Source organism: Streptomyces sp. NPDC087906 (assembly GCF_055584925.1).
In genome coordinates this window covers 234,208-259,312 of sequence record NZ_JBVJLC010000005.1, presented here as the reverse complement: position 1 = coordinate 259,312, position 25,105 = coordinate 234,208, and the positions used below count along the sequence as shown (strand labels likewise).

Below are 25,105 nucleotides of genomic sequence, written 5' to 3'. Positions count from 1 at the left end.
GTTCTCCATGTCCGAGCCGCAGAATCCCAGCCGTCGGATCTTCCTGCGCGGCGCCGCCGCCACCTCGGCCGTCATCGCGGTCGGCGCGACGGCGGGCACAGCCGCCGCGTCCTCCCTCGCTCCGGAGGCCGCGCCCGCGGTCGCCGCGGCGCCCGGCGGATTCCCCGACTACAAGTACGTCAAAACGCTTCTGACGCCCTCTCAGCTCAAGTACAACCCCACCGGCGAGATCATCTTCCCCTGCATACGCGGCACGGCCGGCCGGCTGACGGCGCCGCTCGGCCGCTACTACCTGTACTACGCGCCGCACGACGCGCCCGGCGGTATCTGCCTCGCCTACGGCGACCATCTGGAGGGCCCGTTCACGGAGTACCCGAACAACCCGATCGTCTCCAACAACTGGTCGCCGAACTACTCCGTCAGCCATGTCTCGTCCCCGCACGTGATGTGGATCGAGGCGTCCAAGGAGATGTGGCTGTACTTCCACGGCGAGAACACCACCACCCGGCTCGCCCGCTCCAAGGACGGCATCAACTTCACCTACGACAAGGTGGTCCTGTCGTCGTCGATGATGCCGTCCGGTACGACCGAGACCTCGTACGCCCGGGTCTTCCCGCATGAACTCCCCGCGAAGAAGGCCCACTTCGTGATGGTCTTCATGCTCAACAACACGTCGAACCACCGGGACATCTGCTGGGGCTGGTCCGCCGACGGGCGCAACTGGACCTTCGACCAGAAGCCGCTCGTCAGCCACGCCGATGTCGGCGCGGTCAACGTGGGCGGCCCGCACGTGCTGGAGCGCGACGGCAGCACGTACGTCGTCTACAACAAGGACAAGGAGAGCGGCGGCGACCTGATGATCACCGAGGTCGGCAACGACTTCACCCTCCGCGACCACCTGGGGGTGTTCTTCAACTCGTCGAGCGGAGCGCCCGACAACGGCCGCAGCGCCTCGCCGAGTTTCGGCACCGAGGGCGGAGTGCCCTACATGGTCTACGAGTCGGGCGAGCGGCTGGCCGGCAAGATCGCGGTCGCCCGCGGCTGACACCCCGCACAGGCGGGAGCCGGCCGCCGTGACGCGATGACGTCACGGCGGCCGGCTCCCGGTCGTCGAGGACCGTCCGTCACACCTGGGGCGACGGGCGTACGGCGGCGTCGAGCGCCGCGCGCAGCGCCGCGGCGTCGGCCCTGGCTCCCGGGTCGTCACCGGAGACGCCGAGGCCCTGCGGGTTCTTCGCGTAGGGAACGACATACGCCGGGGTGTCGCGCTGGAAGCGCCAACTGTCCGCGAGCGTGCCCGCGTCCAGCGCGTGGTAGCCGAGCAGATCGATCAGCCGGGTCGCCGACTCCTTGGCCTGCGCCGAGTCGCCTGCGATGGGCAGCGCCGTACGGTCGGCGTCGCCCGCGGGTCGGGCCAGGGCCGCCAGGTGCTTGAAGTAGATGTTGTTGAACGCCTTCACGACCTGCGCGTCGGGGAGATGGCGCTGGAGCAGTTCGCTGGTGGTCACCTCCTCGGCGTCCAGTTCGGGGATCCGCCCGTCGCGCTCCGGGTAGTAGTTGTCCGTGTCGAGGACGACTTTGCCGGCGAGCGGCGCGACCGGCACCTGGCGGTAGTTCTTCAGCGGCACGGTCACCACCACCCAGTCACCCGCCTCGGCGGCTTCGGCGGCCGTCGCCGCGCGCGCTCGCGGCCCCAGCTCCGCCACCAGCGCGGACAGCGTCTCCGGGCCGCGTGAGTTGCTGAGGACGACGTCAAGTCCCGCCGCGACGCCCAGCCGCGCGAGGGTGCCGCCGATGTTTCCGCTTCCGATCAGTCCAAGAGTGCTCATGGAGGTGGCAGCCGGAGCGGGCGCCGCCCTATTCCCCGCCCGGGGGGAATTCTCGACGCGCGCCGACGCCGGGTCGCGGTCAGAATGTCCGGGAGGGGCGGGTGCTCCGCTGTGCGCGGGTACCGCCTCCGGACCTGCCCACAGCCTGCTGGAAGTGGTGTCGACATGCTGCTGCCGGACAGACATCTGGTCGCCGACCTGCTGAGCCGATACCGCGCGTGGGAATGGCTGGTACTGGCCGATCCGCTGGACGACGCCACCCGCGCGCGGTTCGAGGACGTGGCGTACACCCTGTGCGTGCTGATGGGGCAGCGCACCGCGCGGGAGGCCATCCTCAAGGCCGAGTCGTATCTGCGCAAGATCAAGCCCATGCCGATCTTCCCCGCGGGCCCCGAGCCGGTCGGCCCGGGACTGCACGACTGACGCGCCGCGTACCCGGCCGAAGCCGTCCGGTGGCGGCTGTTCCCACACCCACAAGCGACCGCTTAGTATGCCCGTGGACGCGGTACTGCCCAATGTGTGTGGAGGCCCCGAGATGCAGGCATGGCGAGTGCACCGGAACGGCGAGCCGGGCGAGGTGATGCGACTCGAAGACGTCGAGCGGCCCGAGCCGGCCGAGGGACAGGTCAGGGTGCTGGTCCGTGCGGCGAACATCAACTTCCCCGATGCCCTGCTCTGCCGGGGCCACTACCAGGTGCGACCGCCGCTGCCCTTCACCCCCGGCGTGGAGATCTGCGGCGAGACCGAGGACGGCCGCCGGGTCATCACCACGGCGGCCCTCCCGCACGGCGGCCTGGGCGAGTACGCGCTCGCCGACGCGGCGGGGCTGCTCCCCGCGCCCGCCGCCCTGGACGACGCCGAAGCGGCGGCGATGCACATCGGCTACCAGACGGGCTGGTTCGGCCTGCACCGCCGCGCCCATCTGGAGAAGGGCGAGACCCTGCTCGTCCACGCGGCGGCCGGCGGTGTCGGCAGCGCCGCCGTCCAGCTCGGCAAGGCGGCGGGCGCCACCGTCATCGGCGTCGTCGGCGGCCCCGCGAAAGCCGCGGTTGCTCGCGAGCTGGGCTGCGACGTCGTGATCGACCGGCACACCGACGACATCATCGCCGCGGTGAAGGACGCCACCGGCGGCCGCGGCGCCGACGTCGTCTACGACCCGGTCGGCGGCGACGCCTACGCCAAATCCGCCAAGTGCGTCGCCTTCGAGGGCCGCATCGTGATCGTCGGCTTCACCAGCGGCGACATCCCGGCCCCCGCGCTCAACCACGCCATGGTGAAGAACTACTCGATCCTCGGACTGCACTGGGGCCTGTACGCGGCGAAGGACCCGGCCGCGATCCCGCGCTGCCACCGGCGGCTGACCGAACTGGCCGCGCAGGGCGTCGTCAAACCCCTCGTCAGCGAGCGGGTGCCGCTGAAGGGCGCGGCCGACGCCGTACAGCGCGTCGCCGACGGCGCCACCACCGGACGTGTGGTCGTCATCCCCGAAGGAGACTCCCGATGACCGACGCGAGGTACGCGACCGACGCGGCGGGACTGCGCGAGCGCACCGCGCGCCTGCTGGCCGACCACCCGCCGGCCGGCACGGCGCGCGAGGACTTCCTGCGGGCCCGCTTCGACGCCGGACTCGCCTGGGTGCACTACCCGGTGGGGCTCGGCGGCCTGGACGCGCCACGCGCCCTGCAGGCCGTGGTCGACAGCGAGTTGGAAGCGGCGGGCGCACCCGACAACGACCCGCGGCGGATCGGCATCGGCCTCGGCATGGCGGCGCCGACCGTCCTGCGCTACGGCACCCAGGAGCAGAAGGAGCGCTTCCTGCGGCCCCTGTGGATCGGCGAAGAGGTGTGGTGCCAGCTCTTCAGCGAGCCCGGCGCGGGCTCCGACCTCGCGGCGCTCGGCACCCGGGCGGTACGGGACGGCGACGACTGGGTCGTCAACGGCCAGAAGGTCTGGACGTCCAGCGCCCATGTCGCCCGCTGGGCCATCCTCATCGCCCGCACCGACCCCGAGCTGCCCAAGCACCGCGGCATCAGCTACTTCATCTGCGACATGACCGACCCGGGCGTCGAGGTGCGGCCGCTGCGCCAGATCACCGGCGAGGCCGAGTTCAACGAGGTCTTCCTCACCGACGTACGGATCCCCGACGCGCACCGGCTCGGCGAGATCGGCGAGGGCTGGCAGGTCGCGCAGACCACGCTCATGAACGAACGGGTCTCCATCGGCGGCTCCCGGATCCCGCGCGAGGGCGGCATGATCGGCCCCGTGGCGCGCACCTGGCGCGAGCGCCCCGAGCTGCGCACCCACGAGCTGCGCCAGCGGCTGCTCACCCTCTGGGTCGAGGCCGAGGTCGCCCGCCTCACCGGCGAGCGGCTGCGCCAGCAGCTCGTCGCCGGGCACCCGGGCCCCGAGGGCAGCGGCATGAAGCTCTCGTTCGCCAGGCTCAACCAGGAGATCAGCGGCCTGGAGGTGGAACTCCTCGGCGACGAGGGGCTGCTGTACTCCGACTGGACGCTGCGCAGGCCCGACCAGGTGGACTTCACCGGACGGGACGCCGGCTACCGCTATCTGCGGGCCAAGGGCAACTCCATCGAGGGCGGCACCAGCGAGGTGCTGCTCAACATCGTCGCCGAACGGGTCCTCGGCCTGCCGTCCGAGCCGCGCAACGACAAGGACGTCGCATGGAAGGACCTCTCCCGATGAACCTGCTCTACACGGACACCGAGGACGATCTGCGCGCCGCCGTACGGGCGTTGCTCGCCGACCGGTACGACCTGCCCGCCGCCCTGCTGCGCGCCGAGTCGGGCGATCCGTACGACGCCGACCTGTGGTCCTCGCTGGCCGGCGGCATCGGCGCGGCCGGGCTGCTCGTCCCCGAGAAGCTCGGCGGCCAGGGCGCGAGCCACCGCGAGGCCGCCGTCGTGCTGGAGGAGCTGGGCCGCGCCGTCACCGCTGCGCCGTATCTGACCAGCTCGGTCGTGGCGACCGAGACGCTCCTCGGCTGCGACACGGAATCGACGGACGTCGCCGGGCTGCTGACCGCGCTCGCCGGCGGCCACCGCGTCGCCGTCCTCGCGCTGCCGCTGACCACCCCGCCCGACGGGCCCTGGCCGACCGGAGCCGGCACCGTCACAGGCGTGGCCGACGCCGTACGCGCCGACGTGCTCCTCGTACCGCGGGAGGACGGGCTGTACGCGGCCGAGACGGAGGGGCCGGGGGTGGCGGTCGAACCGCTCACGCCGCTCGACCTGACCCGGCCGCTCGCCGCCGTCACCCCCGACCCGGCGGCCGGTATCCGGATCGCCGACGCGGCGACGGGCCGGGCCGCCGTACGGCGCGGGCTGCTCGCCGGGGCGGGACTGCTCGCCTCCGAACAGCTCGGCATCGCCGAGTGGTGTCTGGAGGAAACCGTCAAGTACACCAAGGAACGGCACCAGTTCAACCGTCCCGTCGGCTCCTTCCAGGCGCTCAAGCACCGGATGGCCCAACTGTGGCTCGAGGTCGTCTCCGCACGCGCAGCCGCCCGCAACGCGGCCGACGCGCTGGCCACCGGCAGCCCGGAGACCGCGCTCGCCGTCGCGGTCGCCCAGGCGTACTGCGGCCGGGTCGCCGTGCACGCCGCCGAGGAGTGCGTGCAGTTGCACGGCGGGATCGGCATGACCTGGGAGCACCCCGCGCATCTGTACCTCAAGCGCGCCAAGGCGGACGCGGTGGCCCTGGGTTCGGCGGGCCGGCACAAGGAGACGATCGGCGAGCTGGTCGACCTGCCCCAGTAGGAGCCGCGCCGCCGCAGCGGGCCGCCCGCCTCGAACTAAGAGCGACGAACCGAAGCCGTGGACGGGAACAATCACCCGTACGGCAGGCCTGCCGGTCGGCCGTCCGGGCGTCCTCCTCCGCCACACTGGCGGCCGAATGCCGCGATCGTCACGCGGCGGAGGAGGTAGTCGATGGCCATTTCGATCTCACTGGTGGTGCTGCTCGTCGTCCTCGCTGTGATCTTTCTGCGCAGCGGCGGACTGAAGGTCTCGCACGCGGTGGTCTGCGTCCTGCTCGGATTCTTCCTCGCCGGCACGAGCATGGCGCCGACCATCGCCGACGGGATCTCGACCACCGCGGGGCTGGTGAGCAGCGTCCGGCCGTAAGCGGCCGCCCCGGAGCGGCTGTTACGCGCCGACCATCCGCGACCGGATCAGGAACCGCACCCCTTCGGGAGCCTCCAGGGAGAACCCGCTGCCCCGCCCGGGGACCACGTCGACAATGAGCCGCGTGTGGCTCCATGCCTCGTACTGGCTCACCGACATCCAGAACGGGACCGCCTCCGCCACCCCCTCGACCCGCAGGGACTGCAGCAGCACGTCCGAGTTGCCCGTACGGAACTCGCCGTCCGGGTAGCACATGGGGGCGCTGCCGTCGCAGCAGCCGCCCGACTGATGGAACATCAGCGGCCCGTGGTCGGCCCGCAGCCGCCGGATCAACTCGGCGGCAGCGGGCGTCACCTCCACCCGCGCGGCCTGCTCGTCCGGAACCCGCTCGTCACTCATCGTCCCAGCCAACGCCCCGCAACGTTGCAACGCGGTTGCGTACGTCCTGAACGCCTGGTCGTACTGTTGTGCTGATTGTTCCCGAACCGCAGGAATCGAGGACCGGTATGAGCGACAAGACCGTCGTCGTGGTCGCCACGATCACCCCCGCCGAGGGCCGGGAGGCCGACGTCGAACAGGCGCTGCGGGAGGCGATACCCGCCGTGCACGCGGAGCCCGGCTGCCTGCTGTACGCCATGCACCGCGGCACGTCCGGCGCGTTCGTGATGGTGGAGCACTGGGCGTCGGCCGAGGCGCTCGAAGTGCACAGCGGGGCGCCCGCGCTGGTCGCGCTCGGCGCGAAGCTCAAGGGCGCCACGGCGGGTCCGGTCGACGTGCAGGCGCTCGAACCGCTGCCGGAGGGGGACGCCGAACTCGGCGCCGTCTGACCGCGCTGCGACGGGGAATCGGCGTGCGGGGCGGGTACGGTCCCGGTGGGAGCCCCATCGAACGGGAGGAGCGCCATGACCGGACGCGGAGCCGTCGCGGCGGGTGTGGCGGCGGTGCTCGCCGCCGGTCTGGCCGCCGGCTGCACACCGACGGAGAACGGCACGGCCCACCGGCAGGAGGGCGCATCGCGCTCGGTGCTCACGGGGGAGCCGGGCGCGGCGGGCCGGGTGCTCGCCGTGAAGATCGACAACGTCCGCGCGGCCCGGCCCGCGACCGGCCTCAACAGCGCGGACCTGGTGTACGGGATCGAGGTCGAAGGCGGCCTCTCCCGGCTGATGGCCGTCTTCGACAGCGACCACCTGCCCGGCACGGTCGGGCCGGTGCGCAGCGCCCGGGAGACGGACCTGGAGCTGCTGGCCCAGTACGACCGGCCGGCCCTCGCGTTCTCGGGCGCCCAGAGCATGCTGCTGCCCGTACTCAAGAAGTCGGACCTGGTCACCAGGACCGGCACCGGCGCCTTCTTCCGCAGATCGACCCGGTCGGCGCCGCACAACGAGTACGTGCACACCAAAGGGCTCACCGACGGCGCGGGGACCGCGAAGGACATCGGGCTGACCTTCGCCGCGGCGACCCCCGCCGGCGGCACGCCCGACACGACCGCCTCGGCGAGGATGCCCAGCGCGCGGTTCAGCTTCACCTGGAGCGGGTCGGGTTACCGGGTGAGCATGGACGGTGCGCGCTCACCCTGGACGGCGGACAACGTGATCATCCAGCACGTGAAGATCAGGGAGTCCCGGTTCCACAGCCGCACCGGATTCGTACCGTTCTCGCAGACCGTCGGCGAGGGCTCGGCCGTGGTGCTCAGGAACGGCCGCTCCTACGACGTCCGTTGGAGCAGACCGTCGGAGAAGTCGGGCACGGCCTACCGCCACGACGGCCGGACGCTGCCGCTGAGCCCCGGCCGCACCTGGATCATCCTCGCGCCGAGCTGACCGGCCCGTCCTACTCGAAGCGCGAGACGTCGCCCGCGCCGCGCCGTACGATCTCCAGCTCGCCGCCGGAGAAGTCGATGACGGTGGTCGGTTCGGTACCGCAGTCGCCCGAGTCGACCACGGCGTCCACCACATGGTCGAGCCGCTCCTTGATCTCCCAGCCCTGGGTGAGCGGTTCTTCCTCGTCGGGCAGCAACAGGGTGCTGGAGAGCAGCGGTTCACCCAGATCGGCGAGGAGCGCCTGCGCGACGACATGGTCGGGGATCCGGACGCCGACGGTCTTCTTCTTCGGATGCAGCAACTGGCGCGGCACCTCCCGGGTCGCGGGGAGGATGAAGGTGTAACTGCCGGGCGTCGCCGCCTTGATGGCACGGAACACGTCGTTGTCGATGTGCACGAACTGGCCGAGTTGCGCGAAGTTCTGGCACACGAGTGTGAAGTGGTGACGGTCGTCGAGGTCGCGGATGGACCGGATCCTGCTGATGCCGTCACGGCTGCCCAACTGGCACCCGAGCGCGTAGCAGGAGTCCGTCGGATACGCGACGAGCGCGCCCGCCCGGATGCTGTCGGCGACACTGCTGATGATGCGCCGCTGGGGGTTCTCGGGGTGGACGTCGAAGTACTTGGCCATCCGGTGAGTCTAGGGTCTGCCGGCGCTGTTTCCGGGCAGGGCGTACAGGCCCGGGAGGTTGACGACGATCGCCTCCTGCGTGCTGCGGGCGATCACGACAACGGCCTCGTCCGCCGGGTCGGGGTTCTCCTCGCGGTGCGGTACGAACGGCGGTACGAAGATGTAGTCGCCGGGGGAGGTGCGCAGCCGTACTTCCTGCGGCTCGGCGCCCGAGTCGTCCAGGAAGACGAACTCCGGGTGGCCCGACACCACATAGATCGCGGTCTCGGACTCGCCGTGGTGGTGGTCGGACGACGAGGTCGCTGGCGCCACATGGGTCTGGCCCATCCACAGCTTTTCCGACCCCGCTGTCCTGCCGCTCACACCGGCGAACCTGCGCATACCGCCGGTCTGCGCCGTGTCGCCGTCGAGGGCGTCGGCGCGGATGTGGTGCAGCCTGCTCCGCAGGGGCGCCGCGTGCTGGTCCTGGGTGTCGTGGAAGTGGGGGTGGAAACCCTCACCCGGGGTCGTCGGCGGCTCGCTCATGGCGGGGACGTTAGAGCCGCCCCCAAAAGGATGTCAAGAAGTGTCCTTTATCCTTCACCTGCGGCAATGTTGCCGCAACGTAGGTCGCGGACCGGCTGACCCCTCGGCCGGCGCCGCGCCGTCGGGCATGATGGGGACATGCATATCTCCGCGAAGGCGGACTACGCCGCCCGAGCCCTTCTGGAGCTCGCGTGTGAGCCTGCCCGCCCGCTCACCTGCGAGGCCATCGCCTCCTCGCAGGACATTCCGTTCCGGTTCCTGAAATCCGTGGTGGGCGAGTTGCGCAAGGCGGGCCTGGTGCGCAGCCAGCGCGGCTGCGAGGGCGGCTACTGGCTCGGCAGGCCGGCCGAGGAGATCACCCTCCTGGACGTCGTGCGCGCCGTCGACGGTGAACTCATCACGCTGCGGGGCGAGTCGCTGGCCGGGCTCGACTACCCCGGCGCGGCGGGCGCGCTGCCCGGGGTGTGGCGGCAGGTCGAGGAGCAGGCGGCGGCGGTGCTCGGCGCGCTGCCGCTGGCCGCGCTGGTGCCGGCAGGCACCGTGGCGCGGCGGCCGGGAGTCGGCGTCACATGACCGGCGAGCCTGCCCCGCTGACCGGCCGACCGGACCCGCCGCCCGCCGTCGAGGTGGTCGAGTACACCGACCCGCTGTGCCCGTGGGCCTGGGGCTCCGAACCCGTCTTCCGCGCGCTGCGGGCGGCGCTGGCGGGCCGGGTGCGCTGGCGGCGCGCGTACGCCGTCCTCTTCGACCACGACGACGATCCGCCGCCCGATCCGGCCGCCGAGACGGCCTGGTACGCGCGGTACGTGGCGGAGGTCGCCGGGCACACCGGGGCCCCGCGCGCCGTCCGGCTGAGCCGGGTCGCGGCGAGTTCCTGGCCGTCCTCGCTGGTCGCCAAGGCCGCCGAACGCCAGGGCGCCGAGGTGGCGGAGCGGGCGCTGCGGCGGCTGCGGGAGACCGTCTTCGTCCTGGGCGAACCGGCGGACACCGGCGCGCTCGCCCAGGCGGCGGTACGCGGTGTGCCCGGCCTCGACCTGCGGCGACTGGCGGCTGACGCCGCGTCAGCAGACGTACTGGCGCAGGTCACCGCCGACCGCGCCGAGGCGCGCCGCCCGGTTCCCGAGGTGCTGGCCGTACGGGACGCCCCTGACGGTTCGCCGCATCCCGGCGGGGCGAAGGAGACCGCCGACGGCGGTCACCGCTACGCCCTGCCGACCCTGCTGTTCCGCGCCCCCGCCGGCTACCGGGCGGTCCCGGGACTGCGGCCGTTCGGCACGTACGCGGCGGCCCTCGGCGAACTCGCCCCTGGGCTGCTGAAGGCTCCCGAACCGGCGGACCCAGTAAGGGCGTTGGAGCGGTACCGGAGCCTGACGGAGCCGGAGATCCGGCTGCTCACGGACGGGTCCGGGCCGCCGCCTGACGCGGTCCGGGTGGACACCGGCAACGGTCCGCTGTGGCTGCATCCGCAGGAGGCTGCGGTGCATCCCGCCACCGCCCGCACCGGCCCCGCCGGGCACTGATCCGCCCTCGGCAGCCGTCCCGGCCAATGAGACACCAATTGGTGTCCATTGACAGGCGGTGACGGTCCGCGTCAGGATGTGCACCATGCTCACGACGCACCCCGGTGTGGTGTGCCGCTACGTGGATCTGCGGCGCACTTCCAGCGCTCTCTGTCGCTGACCGCCGGCCACCCACGGCCCACAGGCATCTGACCGCCCCCGCGGCACCCGGCCGCCCCGCCGCGTAGCCGCCCCGCGTCCGTTCGCTCGCCGTCACACTCGTGCCTCGCCGCTCGCGGCTCCTTCCTCTCCCGCCTTCCGGCCCACCCCGCGAAACCACCGACGCCTCATGCCCTGAGTGCGGTGTGTCCGACGTGCGACGAAGCCGTCGCCGGCATGCCCGCGCAGGGTGATCCGGTGTGCCGCACCGGTGTGTCCAGGCCCCCGTTTCAGACCCCCTGATTCAGGACTCCGATTCAGGCCCTCGCTTCCCGGCAGCGGCCGGGACCCTCAAAGAAAGCCAAAGAGATGTCCGGACGACCCACGCCCCGCCGCCCACTGGCCCCGCGCCCCCTCCGAGGGGCCGGCCGACTGCGCCTCGCCGCCCTCGGGACAGCGTTCGCCGCCGTGCTCGTACCGGCCCTCAGCGCCTGCGGCGGCGACGCCGCAGGCACCGCAGGCACCTCCACGCTCAAGTGGACCTCCTCGTACTTCCCCACCCACTGGGACCCGGTGGTCGGGGGCAGCGGCGCCCAGTTCCGCGAACTCACCCTCGTCTATGCCTCGTTGACACGGACGGACGAGACGGGCAAGGCCGTCCCCGACCTCGCCAAGAGCTGGGAGTACAACGCCGAGGGCGACCAGGTCACCTTCCATCTGCGCCCCGGCCTGAAGTTCAGCGACGGTACGCCGGTGGACGGCGCCGCCGTCAAGGCCGCCATCGAACGGGCCAAGAAGCAGCAGGACTCGGCGCTCTTCGGCGATCTGACCTCGATCAAGTCGGTCGAGGCCCAGGGGCTCGACACGGTCATCCACCTGAGCCAAGTCGACTATCAGATACCGCAGTTGCTCGGCGAGCGGGTGCTGCAGATCGCCAGCCCCAAGGCCGCGGCCGCGCCGAAGAAGCTCGACCAGGCCCCGGTCGGCGCGGGCCCCTTCATCGTCACCCAGTTGGTGCCCGGCACCAAGGCCGTGCTGAAGAAGAACCCCGACTACTGGGACGCGAAGAACATCCACATCGACAACGTCGAGCTGACGTCCGCCCCCGACGCCTCCACCGTCGTCTCCGGACTCCAGACCGGCGTCTACAACTTCGCCGACATCGAACCCAGTCAGGCGGACGCGGCGAAGAAGGCGGGGCTGGACGTCTTCGTCCAGCCGGGGTTCAACGCGTCGAACATCAGCCTCAACGTCAACAAGGCGCCGTTCGACAACGCCAAGGTCGTCGACGCCGTGCGTTACGCGATCAACCGCGAGGAGTTCGTCGACAAGCTGACCTTCGGCTACGGCGAGGCGACCAACCAGCCGTTCCCGAAGGGCTATGTCGCCTACGACCCGCAGTCGGCGGACAACTACCCCTACGACCCGGCGAAGTCGAAGAAGCTCCTCTCCGAAGCGGGCTACCGGGCCGGTGACATCAAGCTCGACCTGGTCATCCCCGCCGAGGACCCGAGCGCCGAGATCGTCCAGTCGCAGCTCGCCAAGGTCGGGGTGACCGTCAAGATCAAGGTCGACAAGAACTGGGCGACGCCGTTCTTCGCCAAGGACCTGACGTTCTCGCTCTACGGCACCACCGGCCGGGACTCCGCGGCGCAGACCCTCACCGCCCACTTCGGACCCAACGGCCCGCTGAACCTCAGCACCCCCTACGAGCCGGACGGCTTCGAGGCGGCCATCGCCAAGGTCCGGCAGACCCCGCTGGACGCGCCGGACTACCCGAAGGTCCTCCAGGCGGCCACCCGGGCGGGGCTGGCGAGCAAGGCGCTGGTCTTCACGTACTCGTCACCGAACCTCATCGCCAAGAGCAAGTCGATCTCCGACCTGCCCAAGAACCCGGCCCACATCGACTGGAACGGCGTGACCATCGGCGGCAACTGACCATCCGTCACCATCACTCATGAGAGGGGGCAACCCCATGACGACGACAGCGGTACAGGCCGCGCCCGCCCGCCGTCGCGGCGCCGCCGCGGCCAGGACGCGGCACACACTGGGCCGGGTCCTGGCCACCCTCGCCAGGTCGGTCGCGATCTTCGTACCCGTCTTCCTGGTCGCGACCTTCGTGACCTTCGCGCTGCGGTCGCTGAGCGGCCTCAGCCCGGCCCGGATCCAGTTGGGCGAGGAGGCGACGCCCGAGGCGATCGCCCGGGTCGAGGCCCAATGGGGGCTCGACCGGCCGTTCCTGGTGCAGTACGGGGACTGGTTCAGCGGGGTGCTGCACGGCCAGTTGGGGTCGAGCTGGACCAACGGCGCCGACATCTCCACCCTCATCGGCCTCGGCCTCGGTGTGAGCCTGTCGGTGGCGACCTTCGCGCTGATCATCGGCGTACTGGCCGGATTCGGGCTCGGCACACTGGCGGCGCTGCGCCGTACCACCTGGATCGACCGGACGATCACGGGCTTCGTCACCGTCATCTCGGTGATGCCCGCGTTCGTCGTCGGCATCGTGCTGGTCGCGGTCTTCGCCGTCGGGCTCCATGTCTTCCCCGCAGCCGGCTACGTCCCCGCCCAGCAGGGGTTCGGCCCGTGGCTCGCCCACATCACCCTGCCGGCCGTCGCGCTGAGCTTCGACGTGATCGCCGACGTGGCCCGCCAGTTGCGGACCAGTCTGATCGCCGCCTACCAGGAGAACTACGTGATCGGCGCGGTGGTACGGGGGTTGAGCCCCCGGCGGATCTTCTTCCGCCATGTGCTGCGCAACGGCCTGGGTCCCGCGCTCGCCACCCTGGGGCTCAAGTTCCCCTCCCTGGTGGGTGCTTCCGTCGTGACCGAGTGGATCTTCGGTCTCCAGGGCTTCGGCAGATTCGCCAACGACTCCGCCCAGGCCGGTGACGTACCCGCCGTCCAGGGCGTGCTCGTGGTGTCGATCGTCCTGGTCGTCCTGTTCAACCTGATCGTCAACGTGGTGCTGGCGCGTGTGACGCCCGCTTCGCAGAGGGGAGTGTGAACCATGGTGCGCCGCGTTCTCGCACTCACGTCCGGCCGGATCGCCCTGGTCATCCTCGCCGTGATCGCCCTGCTGGCGGTCTTCGGCCCGCTGCTCGCCCCGCACGACCCCCTGGCCACCAGTGACAACACACTGGCCGCCGCCTCCGGTTCGCACTGGCTGGGCACGGACTACCTCGGCCGCGACGTGCTGAGCCGGCTGCTCGACGGCTCCCGGGTCAGCGTCCTCGGCTCGGTCGAAGTGGCCCTGATGGCACTGGCGGTGGGCGCGGTCCCCGGCATCCTGTCGGTGTATCTCGGCCGGGTCTTCGAATGGCTCACGCTGCGGCTCGCCGACACCCTCGTCGCCCTGCCGTTCCTGCTGTTCGCCGTCGCCGTGATCGCCCTGCTCGGCAACGGCATCACCCAGGCGATGCTCGTCACCGGCGCGCTGGTGTCACCGCTGTTCTACCGGGTGTCCCGCGCCGCGACGCTCGGGGTGGCCCGCTCGCAGTACGTGGAGGCCGCGCTCATCTCCGGCGCCTCCATCCGCTGGGTGGTGCGCCGGCACGTCTGGGTCAAGGTGCTGCCGCCGATCGCGGTCGCGCTCGCCCAGACCATCGGCGTCGGGTTCGTGATCGTCGCGAGCCTCACCTTCCTCGGCATCGGCGTCCAGCCGCCCGCACCGACCTGGGGCGGTCTGCTCGCCTCCGACCTCGGCTACCTCAGCCACCAGCCGTGGGCGCCCTTCGCCCCCGCACTGCTGATCATGATCACGGTCTGGGGCAGCAACCTGCTGGCCGACGCGATCCGCGACGTGTCGGGCGAGTCGGGCCGCGCGCTCGTCAACAACCGCAAGGCCCGCGCCAACCGACTCGACAAGACCGAACCCGCTCCCGCCGGAGGTGCGTGATGACGACGCTGTCCAAGAACCGCACCCAGCAGGACGTCCGGCCGCTCCCGGCGCCCGAGACCGCCGAGCCGCCCGCCCCGCCGGTGCTCGCCCTGCGCGACGTACGCGTCAGCGACCACGTCAGCGACCGGGAGATCGTCCAGGGGGTGAGCTTCGAGCTGACGCCCGGCAAGGCCGTCGGCATCGTCGGCGAGTCGGGCAGCGGCAAGACCATCACCTGCCGCGCCACCCTGGGCATCCTGCCGCCGCACTTCGAGGTCACCGGCGGCTCGATCGCGATCAACGGGACCGACATCGGCACCCTCACACCGCAGCAGTGGACCGCCCTGCGGGGCACCACGATCAGCGCCGTCTTCCAGGACCCGGCGTCCTACCTCAACCCGTCCATCCGGGTCGGCGCGCAGATCGCCGAAGTCATCAGGCTCAAGAAGGGACTGACCCGGCGCGAAGCACGGCACGGCGCAGTCGAGCTGCTGCGGGCGGTCCAGTTGAGCGACCCCGAGCTGGTCAGCGGCCAGTACACGTACGAGCTGTCCGGCGGCATGCTCCAGCGCGTCCTCATCGCCGCCGCCATCGCCGCCGACCCGCAGCTCCTCATCGCCGACGAGGCCACCACCGCGCTCGACGTCACCGTCCAGGCCGAGATCCTCGACCTGCTCGCCGAACTGCGCGAACGCGCGGGCCTGGCGCTCGTCGTCGTCTCCCACGACCTCGCCGTCGTCGCCCAGCTCTGCGACGAAGTCCTCGTCATGCGGCAGGGCGAGGTGGTCGAGCAGGGGCCGACCGAAGCGGTGCTCCACCAGCCGCGGCACGCGTACACCCGGATGCTCATCGCCGAGCACGAGCAGTACGGCCTGGACAAGTTCCGCACGGTGAAGGAGCCGTCATGACCGACGAACCGCGGCCCGCCGCACCGGTGCTGGACGTCACCGGGCTCGACGTCCACTACGGCCTGCGCCGCAAGCGCAGGCGCGCCCTGAACGGCGTCTCGCTCAGTGTCGCACCCGGCGAGACCGTCGGGGTGATCGGCGAGACGGGCTCGGGCAAGTCCACCTTCGCCCGCGCGGCGCTCGGCCTGGTGCGCGCGTCGGCGGGGTCGATCGTCATCGACGGCGAGGACGTCAGCGCGTACGGAAACCGGCAGTGGCGCGCCCTGCGCCGCCGCGGGGTGATCCAGTACGTCTTCCAGGACCCGCTGCGCAGCCTCGACCCCGACCTGACCGTCGCTGACTCCCTGACCGATCCGCTGATCATCCAGGGTGTGCCGCGCAAGGAGGCGGGGGAGCGGATCCGCGCGGTACTCGACCGGGTGGGACTCCCCGAGGAACTGCTCCGCCGGCTGCCGGGGGAACTCTCCGGCGGGCAGCGCCAACGGGTCGCCGTGGCGCGCGCGTTGGTCACCGAACCCCGGCTGCTCATCCTCGACGAGCCGGTCAGCGCCCTCGACTCGGCGAACCGCGTGCAGATCCTGGGGATCCTCAAGGAACTCAGGGCCGCCGGGGTCGCCCTCGTCTTCATCTCGCACGACCTCGGTTCCGTCGCCGGCATCGCGGACCGTATCGCGGTGCTGTACCGGGGCGAGCTGGCCGAGGTCGGCGCCGCCCGCGACGTCATCAACGAACCGCAACACCTCTACACCCGCCTGCTCGTCAGTTCGGCGCCGACCCTGCACACCGCCGCCGCAGGCCGCGCCGAGCGCGAAGCCCTGCGCGCCCTGCTGCACGCCTGACCCCGGCACCGAGCCGCACCCGCCACAGCCCCGAACCCCGGCAGCCCACCACAGCGAAGGAACAGCCATGTCCCGCAAGCTCCATCTCGCACTGCACCCGTACGGCGTCGGCGGCCCCGGCCAGCACGGCCTCTGGAAGGACCCGCGCGTCGCCAAGAACGCCAGCATCGACATCAACTACTACATCCGGCAGGCCCAGGCCGCCGAACACGCCCTCTTCGACGCGCTCTTCGTGGTCGACAGCCAGTTCATCAACGCCACCTACCCCGCGCACTACCTCAACCGGCTCGAACCGCTGACCCTGTTGTCTGCCGTCGCCACCCACACCAAGCACATCGGCCTGGTGGGCACGGCGAGTTCGACGTACAACTCGCCGTTCAACCTCGCCCGCAGGTTCGCCTCGCTGGACCACATCAGCGGCGGCAGGGCCGGCTGGAACGTGGTGACGAGCTTCGACACCGGCGCGTCCAGGAACTTCGGCCTTGAGGAGCATCTCGACTACACCACCCGCTACGGCCGCGCCCTGGAGTTCGTCCAGGTCGCCCGCGGGCTGTGGGACTCCTACCAGGACGGCGCCTTCCCCGCCGACGTGGAGCGGGGCGTCTTCCTCGACCCGGCCAAACTGCACGCGCTCGACCACGTCGGTGAGCACTTCAGTGTGGCGGGCCCGCTCAACCTCTCCCGCTCCCCGCAGGGCCAGCCGGTGATCTTCCAGGCCGGGGTCTCCGAGGAGGGCCGCGACCTGGCGGCGCGGGTCGCCGAGGGCATCTACGCGCCCGGCGGGCCGCTGGAGCAGGCGCAGGCGTACTACACCGACATCAAGAAGCGCACAGCGGCGTACGGCAGGGACCCCGAGCACATCAAGATATTCATCCACGGCGGCCCGGTCGTCGCCGCGACCGACGAGCAGGCGAGGATCCGCGAGCGGGAGATCTTCGAGGAGGACAACGACTTCGACCGCAATCTCGCGCTGCTGGGCCGCTCGTTCGGCGCGTACGACTTCAGCCGCCACGACCTGGACGCGCCGTTCCCCGACGTGGCCCACCTCGCGGAGAAGGGCGGCAGGACGGGCGCGTCGAAGATCATCGAGCGCGCCCGGACCGAGAACCTGACGTTGCGTCAAGTAGCGGAGGGGCTGAGCCAGTTCCGTCGCTCCCCGTTCGTCGGCGCGCCGCAGACCGTCGCCGACACCATCGAGCAGTGGTTCGACGCCGGCACCTTCGACGGCATCAACCTGGCCTTCCGCACCGAGGACGACATCAGCCTCTTCGTGGACGGTGTCGTCCCGCTCCTGCAGAAGCGCGGCCTGTTCCGCACCGCGTACGAGGCCGACACGCTGCGCGGCAACCTCGGCCTCCCGGTCCCCGCCAACCAGCACGACCGCGAGCCCCAGCTCGCCAACGACTGAGGCCCGCACCCGACCGGCGCCCGCACCCGACCGGCGCCCGCACCCGACCGGCGCCCGCACCCGACCGGACCCGTCCGAAAGGCACGCATCCCATGACCACCGAGACCCCGCGTTTCCGGCTCTGCTTCCTCACCCACGTCCAGGGCCGCGGCGACGACGTCGCCCAGACGTACCGCAACGCCCAGGACCTCTTCGTCGTCGCCGACGAACTCGGCTTCGACGTCGGCTGGGTGGCCCAGCACCACGTACCGCTCGGCGGCGGCGGCCTGTCCTCACCGTGGACCTTCCTCGCCCACGCCGCCGCGCGCACCAAGCGCATTCGGCTCGGCACCGCCATCACGGTCCTCCCGCTGGAGGACCCCGTCCGGCTCGCCGAGGACGTCGCCACCGTCGACACGCTCAGCGGGGGCCGCGTCGAGATCGGCGTGGGCAGCGGCGCCAACAGCCAGGAGTACGCCGCGTTCGGCAAGGACGTGGCCCGCAAGCGCGAGTTGACCAGCGACCACCTCGACCTGCTGCGCACCGCCCTGGCCGGCGACGAGGTGCGCACACCGGACTTCCGTATCCAACCGCGTCCTACCGGCTTCACCGACCGGATCTGGCAGGGCGTCTTCAGCGGCGGCGGCGCCGGGTACGCGGCGGCCGGCGGCTCGAACCTGCTGCTCAACCGCGCCGCGTACGGCTTCGACGCGCCCACCGACGAGGTCCAGCGGCCGTGGGCCGACGCGTACCTCGCCGCCTGGGACCAGCCGAGACGCCCCAGGATCGGGCTGTCCCGCTTCGTGTTCCCGGCGAAGGACCGCCGCACCGCACTCAGCCACATCAGCGACGACGTCCACCGGGCGGCGCTGCGCATGGCGAAGAGCGGCGCCTTCCCCAAGGATCTCGACGTGGCCGAGGCACTGCGCCGCTTCCACTCGTTCTACGGCCACCCCGACGAGATCGTCGCCGCGCTCCGGCAGGAGAAGGTGCTGCCCGTCGCGACCGACCTCATCACCCAGTTCAACCCCGCCGTCCCCGACCACGAAGCGGCGGTCCGCGCCCTGGAACTCATCGCGACCGAGGTGGCCCCGGCCCTGGGCTGGACACCGGCGGAAAAGCCCGGCCGCCACCTCGCATCCGTGCCCCACCCCGCAGGAGTATGAGATGACCGAGTACACCGACCACCACGCCCCCGAGGGGCTGCGCACCCGCGGCACGGTCATCGTGGTGCCCGGCCGGGGGGAGACCAGGGCGACCTACGCCCGGTTCGGCAAGCGGCTCGCCGCCGACGCCTATCGCGTACGGGTCGTCGACGCCCCGGACAGCCGGGAGCTGACCGGCTCGCTGCGCGGCTTCGGCGCGCGGCTCGCCGAGGCCGTCGAGGACACGGCCACCGAGGACGCTGTCGTCCGCCCGGTCGTCGTGGTGGGAGCCGACACCGGCGCCGTCGCCGTCGCGGCGCTCCTCGGCCAGGACGCGACCGCGGCAGACGGGCGGCCGGACGCCGTCGTCCTCGCCGGGCTCCCCGGCCGCAACAGCACCTCCGGCGAGGGCGGTTGGGACGACGAACTCGACGTACGCACCTCCTGCCCCGCCCACCGGGGCACCCTCACCGACGACGCCGAGGTCCGGCGCGGCGCGCTCGGCACAGCGGTCCCCGAGGCCCTGCTCACCGCCGCCTACGACAGCGAACTCGCCGTGCCCGCCCTGATCCTGATAGGCGACGCCGACCCGCTCGCCGACAGCGAAGCACTCGTCCGCGCCGCCAAGTCCCAGCAGTGCGCCCGCCTTTCGGTAGTCCGGGGCGCCCACCACGACGTACTGAACGACCTGCAGCACCGCTCGGTCGCCGCCGAGACCGTCACCTTCCTGGAGACACTGCGGGCCGGACTGGTCCCGCTCATCGCGGTGGAGACCAGCGCGTGGTGAGCACCGCCGCCGTCCCCACGCCCGAACCCCGACGCTGAAAGGTCCTGCCATGGCCACCATCCTGTCCGTATCGGGCAGCCCGTCCGCCACCTCCCGCACCTCGCGCCTGCTGCGCCACCTGGACGACCGGCTCCGCCAACAGGGCCACCACGTCACCGCGTTGGACGTACGCACCCTGCCCGCCGAAGCGCTGCTCGGCGCGGACTTCGGGCACCCGGCCATCGTCGCCGCCACGGCCCTGTTCGCCGAGGCGGACGGCGTGGTCATCGGCACCCCCGTCTACAAGGCCGCCTACTCGGGGCTGCTGAAGTCGCTGCTCGACCTGCTCCCGCAGTACGCGCTGGCCGACAAGACCGTCCTGCCGCTGGCCACCGGCGGCACCACGGCCCATGTCCTCGCCATCGACTACGCGCTGCGCCCGGTGCTCAGCTCCATGGGGGCCGGGCACATCGCCCCCGGCTGGTTCACCCTCGACAAGCACCTCACGGTCGGCGAGGACGGCTCCCTGACCGTCGAGCCGGTCACCGCCGAGGCACTGGCCCAGGTCACCGACCGGTTCTCGGCCGCGCTGGGCGGCCGTACCGCCGTACTCGCACCGACCGGGTGAGCAACGGGTGAACGGGTGAGTACCGGGTGAGTCCCGGGCCCGCCACCGGGACAGGGGGACCGGCCGTCCCTGGATCGGCTGTGCCTTCATCCGCCTCCGCGTGCGAGGGATCGTTGCAGACGATCCACCTGCCACGTAACGAGGAGTCTTCGATGAGCGAGCACAGCATTGCCCTGATCACCGGCGGGAACCGAGGGCTCGGCCGGGCCACCGCCCTCCAGCTCGCCGAGGCCGGCACCGACGTCATCCTGACGTACCGGTCGCACAAGGACGAGGCGGCGGCGGTCGTGGACGCCGTCACCGCCCTGGGCCGCAAGGCCGTCGCCCTGGAGCTGGACACAGCGGCGTCCGGCACCTTTCCGGACTTCGCGGCCGCCGTGCGGGACGCGCTGAGCGTCACCTGGGAGCGGGACACCTTCGACTTCCTGGTCAACAACGCCGGTGTGGCCGCGGTGACACCGGTCGGCGGTACCACGGCCGAGACGTTCGACCTGCTGGTGGACGTCCACTTCAAGGGGGTCTTCTTCCTCACCCAGGAACTGCTCCCGCTGCTCGCCGACGGAGGGCGGATCATCAATCTCTCGACGGGTCTCACCCGGTTCGTGGGGGAGGGCTGGTCGGTGTACGCGTCGGTCAAGACCGCGATCGAGACGTACACCACGTATCTGGCGAAGGAGCTGGGCGGGCGCGGCATCAGCGTCAACGCGGTGGCGCCGGGACCGATCGGCACCGACTTCGGCGGGGGCGCGATGCGCGACGACGAGCAGTTCCGTGCGCAGCTCGCCGGGCAGACCGCCCTGGGCAGGGTGGGTGACCCGGCGGACATCGGCGGGGTGATCGCCGCCCTGCTCGCACCCGGCACCGGCTGGATCACGGCGCAGCGCATCGAGGCGTCCGGCGGCACCCTGCTCTGAGCCGAGGTGTCCGCGGGGCCGTACCGGAGGGAGAATCCTGCCATGGACCGAGCACAACTCGCCGACTTCCTCCGCTCCCGCCGTGAGGCGCTGCAACCGGAGGACGTCGGCCTGCCCCGTGGCCCCCGACGGCGCACCCGGGGGCTGCGCCGCGAGGAGGTCGCCGCCCTGTGCGGCATGTCCGTCGACTACTACACGCGCGTCGAGCAGCAGCGCGGCCCCGTACCCTCCGAGCCGATGCTCGCGGCCATCGCCCGAGGGCTCCATCTGTCCCTGGACGAGCGCGACCACCTCTTCCGGACGGCGGGACACAACACTCCCACCCGGAGCCTGCGCGGCGACCATGTGTCGCCGGGCATGATGCGGGTCCTCGACCGCCTCCACGACACCCCGGCGCAGGTCATCACCTCGCTGGCGGAAACCCTGGTGCAGACCCGGCCCGCCGTCGCCCTGCTGGGCGACGAGGCCAGGTACACGGGGCTCGACCGCAGCCTCTTCCACCGCTGGTTCACCGATCCCGGCGCTCGGCGCATCTACCCCGAGGCCGACCACCCGACCCACAGCCGGATCTTCGCCTCCGAACTGCGGGCCGCCTACTCCCGGCAGGGTGCGGACTCCCGCGCCGGGCAGATCGTGGACGTCCTGCTGGCGCGGAGCGAGGAGTTCGCCGGGCTGTGGAGCGCCCACGAGATCAGCATCCGCCGCGACGACGACCGCAAACGCATCCAGCACCCCGATCTCGGCATCCTCGAACTGCACTGCCAGGTCCTCTTCGACGCAGACCAGGCGCAGGCCCTGCTCGTCTACACCGCGACCCCCGGCACCGAAAGCCACGAGAAACTGCGGCTGTTGTCGGTCGTCGGCGACCGGCAGCCGTACACCTGACGGGCGCCACGCGAAGGGCGCGACCCGCCAGGTGGGAGACCGGTGTCAGACCCAGGGGTCGGCGAACGACCGGCCCGGTACGGGCTTGGCGATCAGGGCGAGCGGGATGAAGAAGTTGACCTGTCCTATGACGGTGATCAAGGCGACGAGCGCCTTCTCGTCGTAGTACTCGGACACCTGCGCGTACAACTCGTCGGGCACCCGCTCGCCGTGCGCGGACGGCTGGAGCACGGCTTCCACCAGCGCCAGCGCGGCCCGCTCGGCGCCGCTGAAATACGTCGCGTCCTGCCACGACGACACCGCCGTGATCCGCTCCTCCGACACACCGGCCTTCCGCAGCAGGCCGGTGTGCAGCACGGTCAGATAGGTGTTGCCGACGATCTGGCCGGCGCGCAGGTGCACCAGCCCGATCGTGCTGCGCGGCACGGCCTGGCCGCCGGTGGCCCGGAACAGCGCCGCCGACACCTCCGCCAGCTCGGGCAGCAGCTCCTCGGGCCGGGTGGCCAGCCGCGGCGGTGCCGGTACTTCCGCCGTGATGGGACGTGCTCGCATGATGGTCTTCCCTTCGGGTTTCCGTGGTGCCGTCACTGCTCTGACGGAGCCCGGCGAAGGAGTGTGACCGGCGCTCCCGCTCACTTTCCGACGTACGCCGCCAGATGCTCGCCGGTGAGGGTGGAGCGGTCCGCCACGAGGTCGGCCGGGGTGCCCTCGAAGACGATCCGGCCGCCGTCGTGTCCGGCGCCGGGACCCAGATCGATGATCCAGTCGGCGTGCGCCATGACCGCCTGGTGGTGCTCCACCACGATGACCGACTTCCCGGAGTCCACCAACCGGTCGAGCAGGCCGAGCAGTTGCTCGACATCGGCAAGATGCAGCCCCGCCGTCGGCTCGTCGAGCACGTAGACGCCGCCCTTCTCGGCCATGTGGGTCGCCAGCTTCAGCCGCTGCCGCTCGCCGCCCGACAGGGTGGTCAGCGGCTGGCCCAGGGTGAGATAGCCGAGCCCGACATCCGCGAGCCTGCCGAGGATCGTGTGGGCCGCAGGCGTACGCGCGTCACTGGCGCCGAAGAACTCCTCGGCCTCGCCCACCGACATCGCGAGCACCTCGCTGATGTCGCGCCCGCCGAGGTGGTGTTCGAGCACGGCGGCCTGGAACCGCTTCCCCTCGCACTCCTCACACACCGTGGCGACACCGGCCATCATCGCCAGGTCGGTGTAAATGACCCCGGCGCCGTTGCAGTTGGGGCACGCGCCTTCGGAGTTGGCGCTGAACAGCGCCGGCTTCACGCCGTTGGCCTTCGCGAACGCCTTGCGGATCGGGTCGAGCAGCCCCGTGTACGTGGCGGGGTTGCTCCGCCGCGAACCGCGGATCGCGCCCTGGTCGATCGAGACCACCCCGTCCCGCCCCGACACCGAGCCGTGGACCAGCGAACTCTTGCCGGAGCCCGCAACCCCGGTGATGACCGTGAGCACGCCGAGCGGGATGTCGACATCGACGTCCCGCAGGTTGTGCTCCGCCGCGCCGCGGATCTCCAGCACCCCGGTGGACTTGCGCACGTCCTCCTTGAGGGTCGCCCGGTCGTCGAAGTGGCGGCCGGTGAGGGTGCCGCCGGTCCGCAGCCCCTCCACGGTCCCCTCGAAGCAGACACTGCCGCCCGCCTTGCCCGCGCCGGGACCGAGGTCGACCACATGGTCGGCGATCACGATGGTCTCCGGCTTGTGCTCCACGACCAGCACCGTGTTGCCCTTGTCCCGCAGCCGCAGCAGCAGCCCGTTCATCCGCTGGATGTCATGCGGGTGCAGACCGATGGTCGGCTCGTCGAAGACGTACGTGGTGTCGGTGAGCGACGAGCCGAGATGGCGGATCATCTTGACGCGCTGCGCCTCACCGCCGGACAGCGTGCCCGCGGGCCGGTCCAGCGCGAGATAGCCGAGACCGATCTCCTCGAACGACTCCAGCGTCCGCAGCAGCGCCGTGAGCAGCGGCGCGACCGACGGCTCGTCGAGCCCGCGCACCCAGGCCGCCAGGTCGCTGAGCTGCATCGCGCACGCGTCGGCGATGCTGACTCCGCCGATCAGCGACGACCTGGCCGCCTCGCTGAGCCGCGTTCCCGCGCAGTCGGGGCAGGCGGTGAAGGTGACCGCCCGGTCCACGAACGCCCGGATGTGCGGCTGCATCGCTTCCTTGTCCTTGGACAGGAACGACTTCTGCACCTTGGGGATCAGCCCCTCGTAGGTGATGTTGATGCCGTTGATCTTCACCTTCGTCGGCTCGCGGTACAGGAAGTCGTGCATCTCCTTCTTGGTGTACTCGCGGATCGGCTTGGCCGGGTCGAGGAAGCCCGACTCGGTGAAGGGCCGCAGCGTCCAGTGGCCGTCGATACTGTAGCCGGGGACGGTGATCGCGCCCTCGGCGAGCGACTTCGAGTCGTCGAAGAGCTGGGCCAGATCGATGTCGGAGACGGCGCCCCTGCCCTCGCAGCGCGGACACATGCCGCCGGCCCGCGTGTAGGTCTTCCGTACGGTCTTGGCCGTACCGCGCTCGACCGTGATCGCACCGGTGGCACGGACCGAGGCGACGTTGAAGGAGTACGCGTTGGGCGAGCCGATGTGCGGCTGCCCGAGCCGGCTGAAGAGGATACGCAGCATGGCGTTGGCGTCGGTCGCCGTGCCGACCGTGGAGCGGGGGTCCGAGCCCAGCCGCTGCTGGTCCACGATGATCGCGGTCGTCAGCCCGTCGAGCACATCGACCTCGGGCCGCGCCAGCGTCGGCATGAAGCCCTGCACGAAAGCGCTGTAGGTCTCGTTGATCAGCCGCTGCGACTCGGCGGCGATCGTGCCGAACACCAGCGAACTCTTGCCGGACCCCGACACACCGGTAAACACCGTCAGCCGGCGCTTCGGGATCTCGATGCTCACGTCCTTGAGGTTGTTCACCCGCGCGCCGTGCACGCGGATCAGGTCGTGGCTGTCGGCGTCGTGCGGTGCGGGCGGCTGCGCGCTCGTCCTCTTGGCCATGGGTGTCGTCTCTCCATCTGTCGGGCGCCGCTTCGCGGTCGCGGCGGCCTGCACACCGACGAACGCTAGTCGCTGCCCGGGTGAGCGTGCTTCTCGATTCCTGACCGAAGCTCCTGACCGAAGCTCCTGACCGAAGC

27 protein-coding genes are annotated in these 25,105 nt (G+C 71.3%); 21 read left to right on the top strand and 6 right to left on the bottom strand.

Annotated elements, in window-relative coordinates:
• Window positions 1-7 precede the first annotated feature (7 nt).
• Window positions 8-1,045, top strand: a complete 1,038-nt coding sequence (locus ACZ63I_RS17330) for a hypothetical protein (RefSeq protein WP_469339488.1) — start codon at window positions 8-10, stop codon at window positions 1,043-1,045.
• A gap of 79 nt (window positions 1,046-1,124) precedes the next feature.
• Here the strand turns inward: ACZ63I_RS17330 and ACZ63I_RS17325 are convergent, their stop codons facing one another.
• A complete protein-coding gene (locus ACZ63I_RS17325) occupies window positions 1,125-1,829 on the bottom strand; it encodes an NADPH-dependent F420 reductase (RefSeq protein ID WP_469339486.1) in 705 nt (234 codons plus the stop codon).
• 165 nt (window positions 1,830-1,994) lie between these two features.
• Between ACZ63I_RS17325 and ACZ63I_RS17320 the strand changes: the two genes are divergently transcribed.
• The 5 genes from ACZ63I_RS17320 to ACZ63I_RS17300 all read left to right on the top strand — a co-directional run bounded on the left by ACZ63I_RS17320 (window position 1,995) and on the right by ACZ63I_RS17300 (window position 5,968).
• Window positions 1,995-2,252, top strand: coding sequence for a DUF5133 domain-containing protein (locus tag ACZ63I_RS17320; RefSeq protein WP_469339484.1), 258 nt, complete (start codon window positions 1,995-1,997; stop codon window positions 2,250-2,252).
• 112 nt (window positions 2,253-2,364) lie between these two features.
• Window positions 2,365-3,333 carry an NADPH:quinone oxidoreductase family protein gene (locus ACZ63I_RS17315; RefSeq protein WP_469339482.1) on the top strand — a complete coding sequence of 323 codons (969 nt, stop codon included), beginning with the start codon at window positions 2,365-2,367 and terminating at the stop codon, window positions 3,331-3,333.
• Window positions 3,330-4,529, top strand: a complete 1,200-nt coding sequence (locus ACZ63I_RS17310; RefSeq protein WP_469339481.1) for an acyl-CoA dehydrogenase family protein — start codon at window positions 3,330-3,332, stop codon at window positions 4,527-4,529. Before ACZ63I_RS17315 ends, ACZ63I_RS17310 begins: the two co-directional genes overlap by 4 nt.
• A complete protein-coding gene (locus ACZ63I_RS17305; protein ID WP_469339479.1) occupies window positions 4,508-5,602 on the top strand; it encodes an acyl-CoA dehydrogenase family protein in 1,095 nt (364 codons plus the stop codon). The genes ACZ63I_RS17310 and ACZ63I_RS17305 overlap by 22 nt, the downstream gene beginning before the upstream one ends.
• A gap of 171 nt (window positions 5,603-5,773) precedes the next feature.
• On the top strand, window positions 5,774-5,968 hold the full coding sequence (locus tag ACZ63I_RS17300) for a hypothetical protein (RefSeq protein ID WP_041994067.1): 195 nt from the start codon (window positions 5,774-5,776) through the stop codon (window positions 5,966-5,968).
• Window positions 5,969-5,989: 21 nt separating this feature from the next.
• On the opposite strand, the gene ACZ63I_RS17295 is transcribed toward ACZ63I_RS17300, so the two are convergent.
• Window positions 5,990-6,367 carry a DUF779 domain-containing protein gene (locus tag ACZ63I_RS17295; RefSeq protein WP_469339476.1) on the bottom strand — a complete coding sequence of 126 codons (378 nt, stop codon included), beginning with the start codon at window positions 6,365-6,367 and terminating at the stop codon, window positions 5,990-5,992.
• Between the two features lie 107 nt (window positions 6,368-6,474).
• Here ACZ63I_RS17295 and ACZ63I_RS17290 point away from each other — a divergent pair, with 107 nt between their 5' ends.
• Both ACZ63I_RS17290 and ACZ63I_RS17285 read left to right on the top strand, forming a co-directional pair.
• Window positions 6,475-6,795: a putative quinol monooxygenase gene (locus ACZ63I_RS17290; RefSeq protein WP_469339475.1), complete on the top strand. Its 321-nt coding sequence runs from the start codon at window positions 6,475-6,477 to the stop codon at window positions 6,793-6,795.
• A 75-nt stretch (window positions 6,796-6,870) separates the two neighbouring features.
• Window positions 6,871-7,788 carry a DUF3048 domain-containing protein gene (locus ACZ63I_RS17285; protein WP_469339473.1) on the top strand — a complete coding sequence of 306 codons (918 nt, stop codon included), beginning with the start codon at window positions 6,871-6,873 and terminating at the stop codon, window positions 7,786-7,788.
• 10 nt (window positions 7,789-7,798) lie between these two features.
• On the opposite strand, the gene ACZ63I_RS17280 is transcribed toward ACZ63I_RS17285, so the two are convergent.
• Both ACZ63I_RS17280 and ACZ63I_RS17275 read right to left on the bottom strand, forming a co-directional pair.
• Window positions 7,799-8,419, bottom strand: coding sequence for an L-threonylcarbamoyladenylate synthase (locus ACZ63I_RS17280; RefSeq protein ID WP_469339472.1), 621 nt, complete (start codon window positions 8,417-8,419; stop codon window positions 7,799-7,801).
• Between the two features lie 9 nt (window positions 8,420-8,428).
• The gene (locus ACZ63I_RS17275) at window positions 8,429-8,944 is read right to left on the bottom strand and encodes a cupin domain-containing protein (protein ID WP_469339470.1); all 516 of its coding nucleotides are present in this window, start codon (window positions 8,942-8,944) and stop codon (window positions 8,429-8,431) included.
• A 138-nt stretch (window positions 8,945-9,082) separates the two neighbouring features.
• Here ACZ63I_RS17275 and ACZ63I_RS17270 point away from each other — a divergent pair, with 138 nt between their 5' ends.
• From ACZ63I_RS17270 to ACZ63I_RS17210, 13 genes are all read left to right on the top strand, one after another.
• Window positions 9,083-9,517: an RrF2 family transcriptional regulator gene (locus ACZ63I_RS17270; RefSeq protein WP_469339468.1), complete on the top strand. Its 435-nt coding sequence runs from the start codon at window positions 9,083-9,085 to the stop codon at window positions 9,515-9,517.
• Entirely contained in the window at window positions 9,514-10,464 is a 951-nt protein-coding gene (locus ACZ63I_RS17265; protein WP_469339466.1) for a DsbA family oxidoreductase, read from the top strand. Before ACZ63I_RS17270 ends, ACZ63I_RS17265 begins: the two co-directional genes overlap by 4 nt.
• 507 nt (window positions 10,465-10,971) lie before the next feature.
• A complete protein-coding gene (locus ACZ63I_RS17260) occupies window positions 10,972-12,540 on the top strand; it encodes an ABC transporter substrate-binding protein (protein WP_469339465.1) in 1,569 nt (522 codons plus the stop codon).
• 37 nt (window positions 12,541-12,577) lie between these two features.
• The gene (locus ACZ63I_RS17255) at window positions 12,578-13,606 is read left to right on the top strand and encodes an ABC transporter permease (RefSeq protein WP_469339464.1); all 1,029 of its coding nucleotides are present in this window, start codon (window positions 12,578-12,580) and stop codon (window positions 13,604-13,606) included.
• A gap of 3 nt (window positions 13,607-13,609) precedes the next feature.
• Complete coding sequence (locus ACZ63I_RS17250; protein ID WP_469339462.1) at window positions 13,610-14,497, top strand: ABC transporter permease; 888 nt, start codon at window positions 13,610-13,612, stop codon at window positions 14,495-14,497.
• Window positions 14,497-15,387: an ABC transporter ATP-binding protein gene (locus tag ACZ63I_RS17245; RefSeq protein WP_469339460.1), complete on the top strand. Its 891-nt coding sequence runs from the start codon at window positions 14,497-14,499 to the stop codon at window positions 15,385-15,387. The genes ACZ63I_RS17250 and ACZ63I_RS17245 overlap by 1 nt, the downstream gene beginning before the upstream one ends.
• The gene (locus ACZ63I_RS17240) at window positions 15,384-16,226 is read left to right on the top strand and encodes an ABC transporter ATP-binding protein (RefSeq protein ID WP_469339459.1); all 843 of its coding nucleotides are present in this window, start codon (window positions 15,384-15,386) and stop codon (window positions 16,224-16,226) included. The genes ACZ63I_RS17245 and ACZ63I_RS17240 overlap by 4 nt, the downstream gene beginning before the upstream one ends.
• Window positions 16,227-16,293: 67 nt before the next feature.
• Window positions 16,294-17,634 (top strand): LLM class flavin-dependent oxidoreductase, encoded by a 1,341-nt coding sequence (locus ACZ63I_RS17235; protein ID WP_469339457.1) that lies wholly within the window; start codon window positions 16,294-16,296, stop codon window positions 17,632-17,634.
• 92 nt (window positions 17,635-17,726) lie between these two features.
• A complete protein-coding gene (locus tag ACZ63I_RS17230) occupies window positions 17,727-18,779 on the top strand; it encodes an LLM class flavin-dependent oxidoreductase (RefSeq protein WP_469339456.1) in 1,053 nt (350 codons plus the stop codon).
• A gap of 1 nt (window position 18,780) precedes the next feature.
• Window positions 18,781-19,545 (top strand): alpha/beta hydrolase, encoded by a 765-nt coding sequence (locus tag ACZ63I_RS17225; RefSeq protein ID WP_469339454.1) that lies wholly within the window; start codon window positions 18,781-18,783, stop codon window positions 19,543-19,545.
• A 49-nt stretch (window positions 19,546-19,594) separates the two neighbouring features.
• Window positions 19,595-20,152 (top strand): NADPH-dependent FMN reductase, encoded by a 558-nt coding sequence (ssuE, locus tag ACZ63I_RS17220; RefSeq protein WP_469339452.1) that lies wholly within the window; start codon window positions 19,595-19,597, stop codon window positions 20,150-20,152.
• A 152-nt stretch (window positions 20,153-20,304) separates the two neighbouring features.
• Window positions 20,305-21,066, top strand: a complete 762-nt coding sequence (locus tag ACZ63I_RS17215) for an SDR family NAD(P)-dependent oxidoreductase (RefSeq protein ID WP_469339451.1) — start codon at window positions 20,305-20,307, stop codon at window positions 21,064-21,066.
• 42 nt (window positions 21,067-21,108) lie between these two features.
• Window positions 21,109-21,951, top strand: coding sequence for a helix-turn-helix transcriptional regulator (locus tag ACZ63I_RS17210; RefSeq protein WP_469339449.1), 843 nt, complete (start codon window positions 21,109-21,111; stop codon window positions 21,949-21,951).
• A 45-nt stretch (window positions 21,952-21,996) separates the two neighbouring features.
• On the opposite strand, the gene ACZ63I_RS17205 is transcribed toward ACZ63I_RS17210, so the two are convergent.
• Together ACZ63I_RS17205 and ACZ63I_RS17200 are read right to left on the bottom strand one after the other, a co-directional pair.
• Entirely contained in the window at window positions 21,997-22,503 is a 507-nt protein-coding gene (locus ACZ63I_RS17205) for a carboxymuconolactone decarboxylase family protein (protein WP_469339447.1), read from the bottom strand.
• An 80-nt stretch (window positions 22,504-22,583) separates the two neighbouring features.
• On the bottom strand, window positions 22,584-24,968 hold the full coding sequence (locus tag ACZ63I_RS17200; protein ID WP_469339445.1) for an ATP-binding cassette domain-containing protein: 2,385 nt from the start codon (window positions 24,966-24,968) through the stop codon (window positions 22,584-22,586).
• Between the last annotated feature and the right edge of the window lie 137 nt (window positions 24,969-25,105).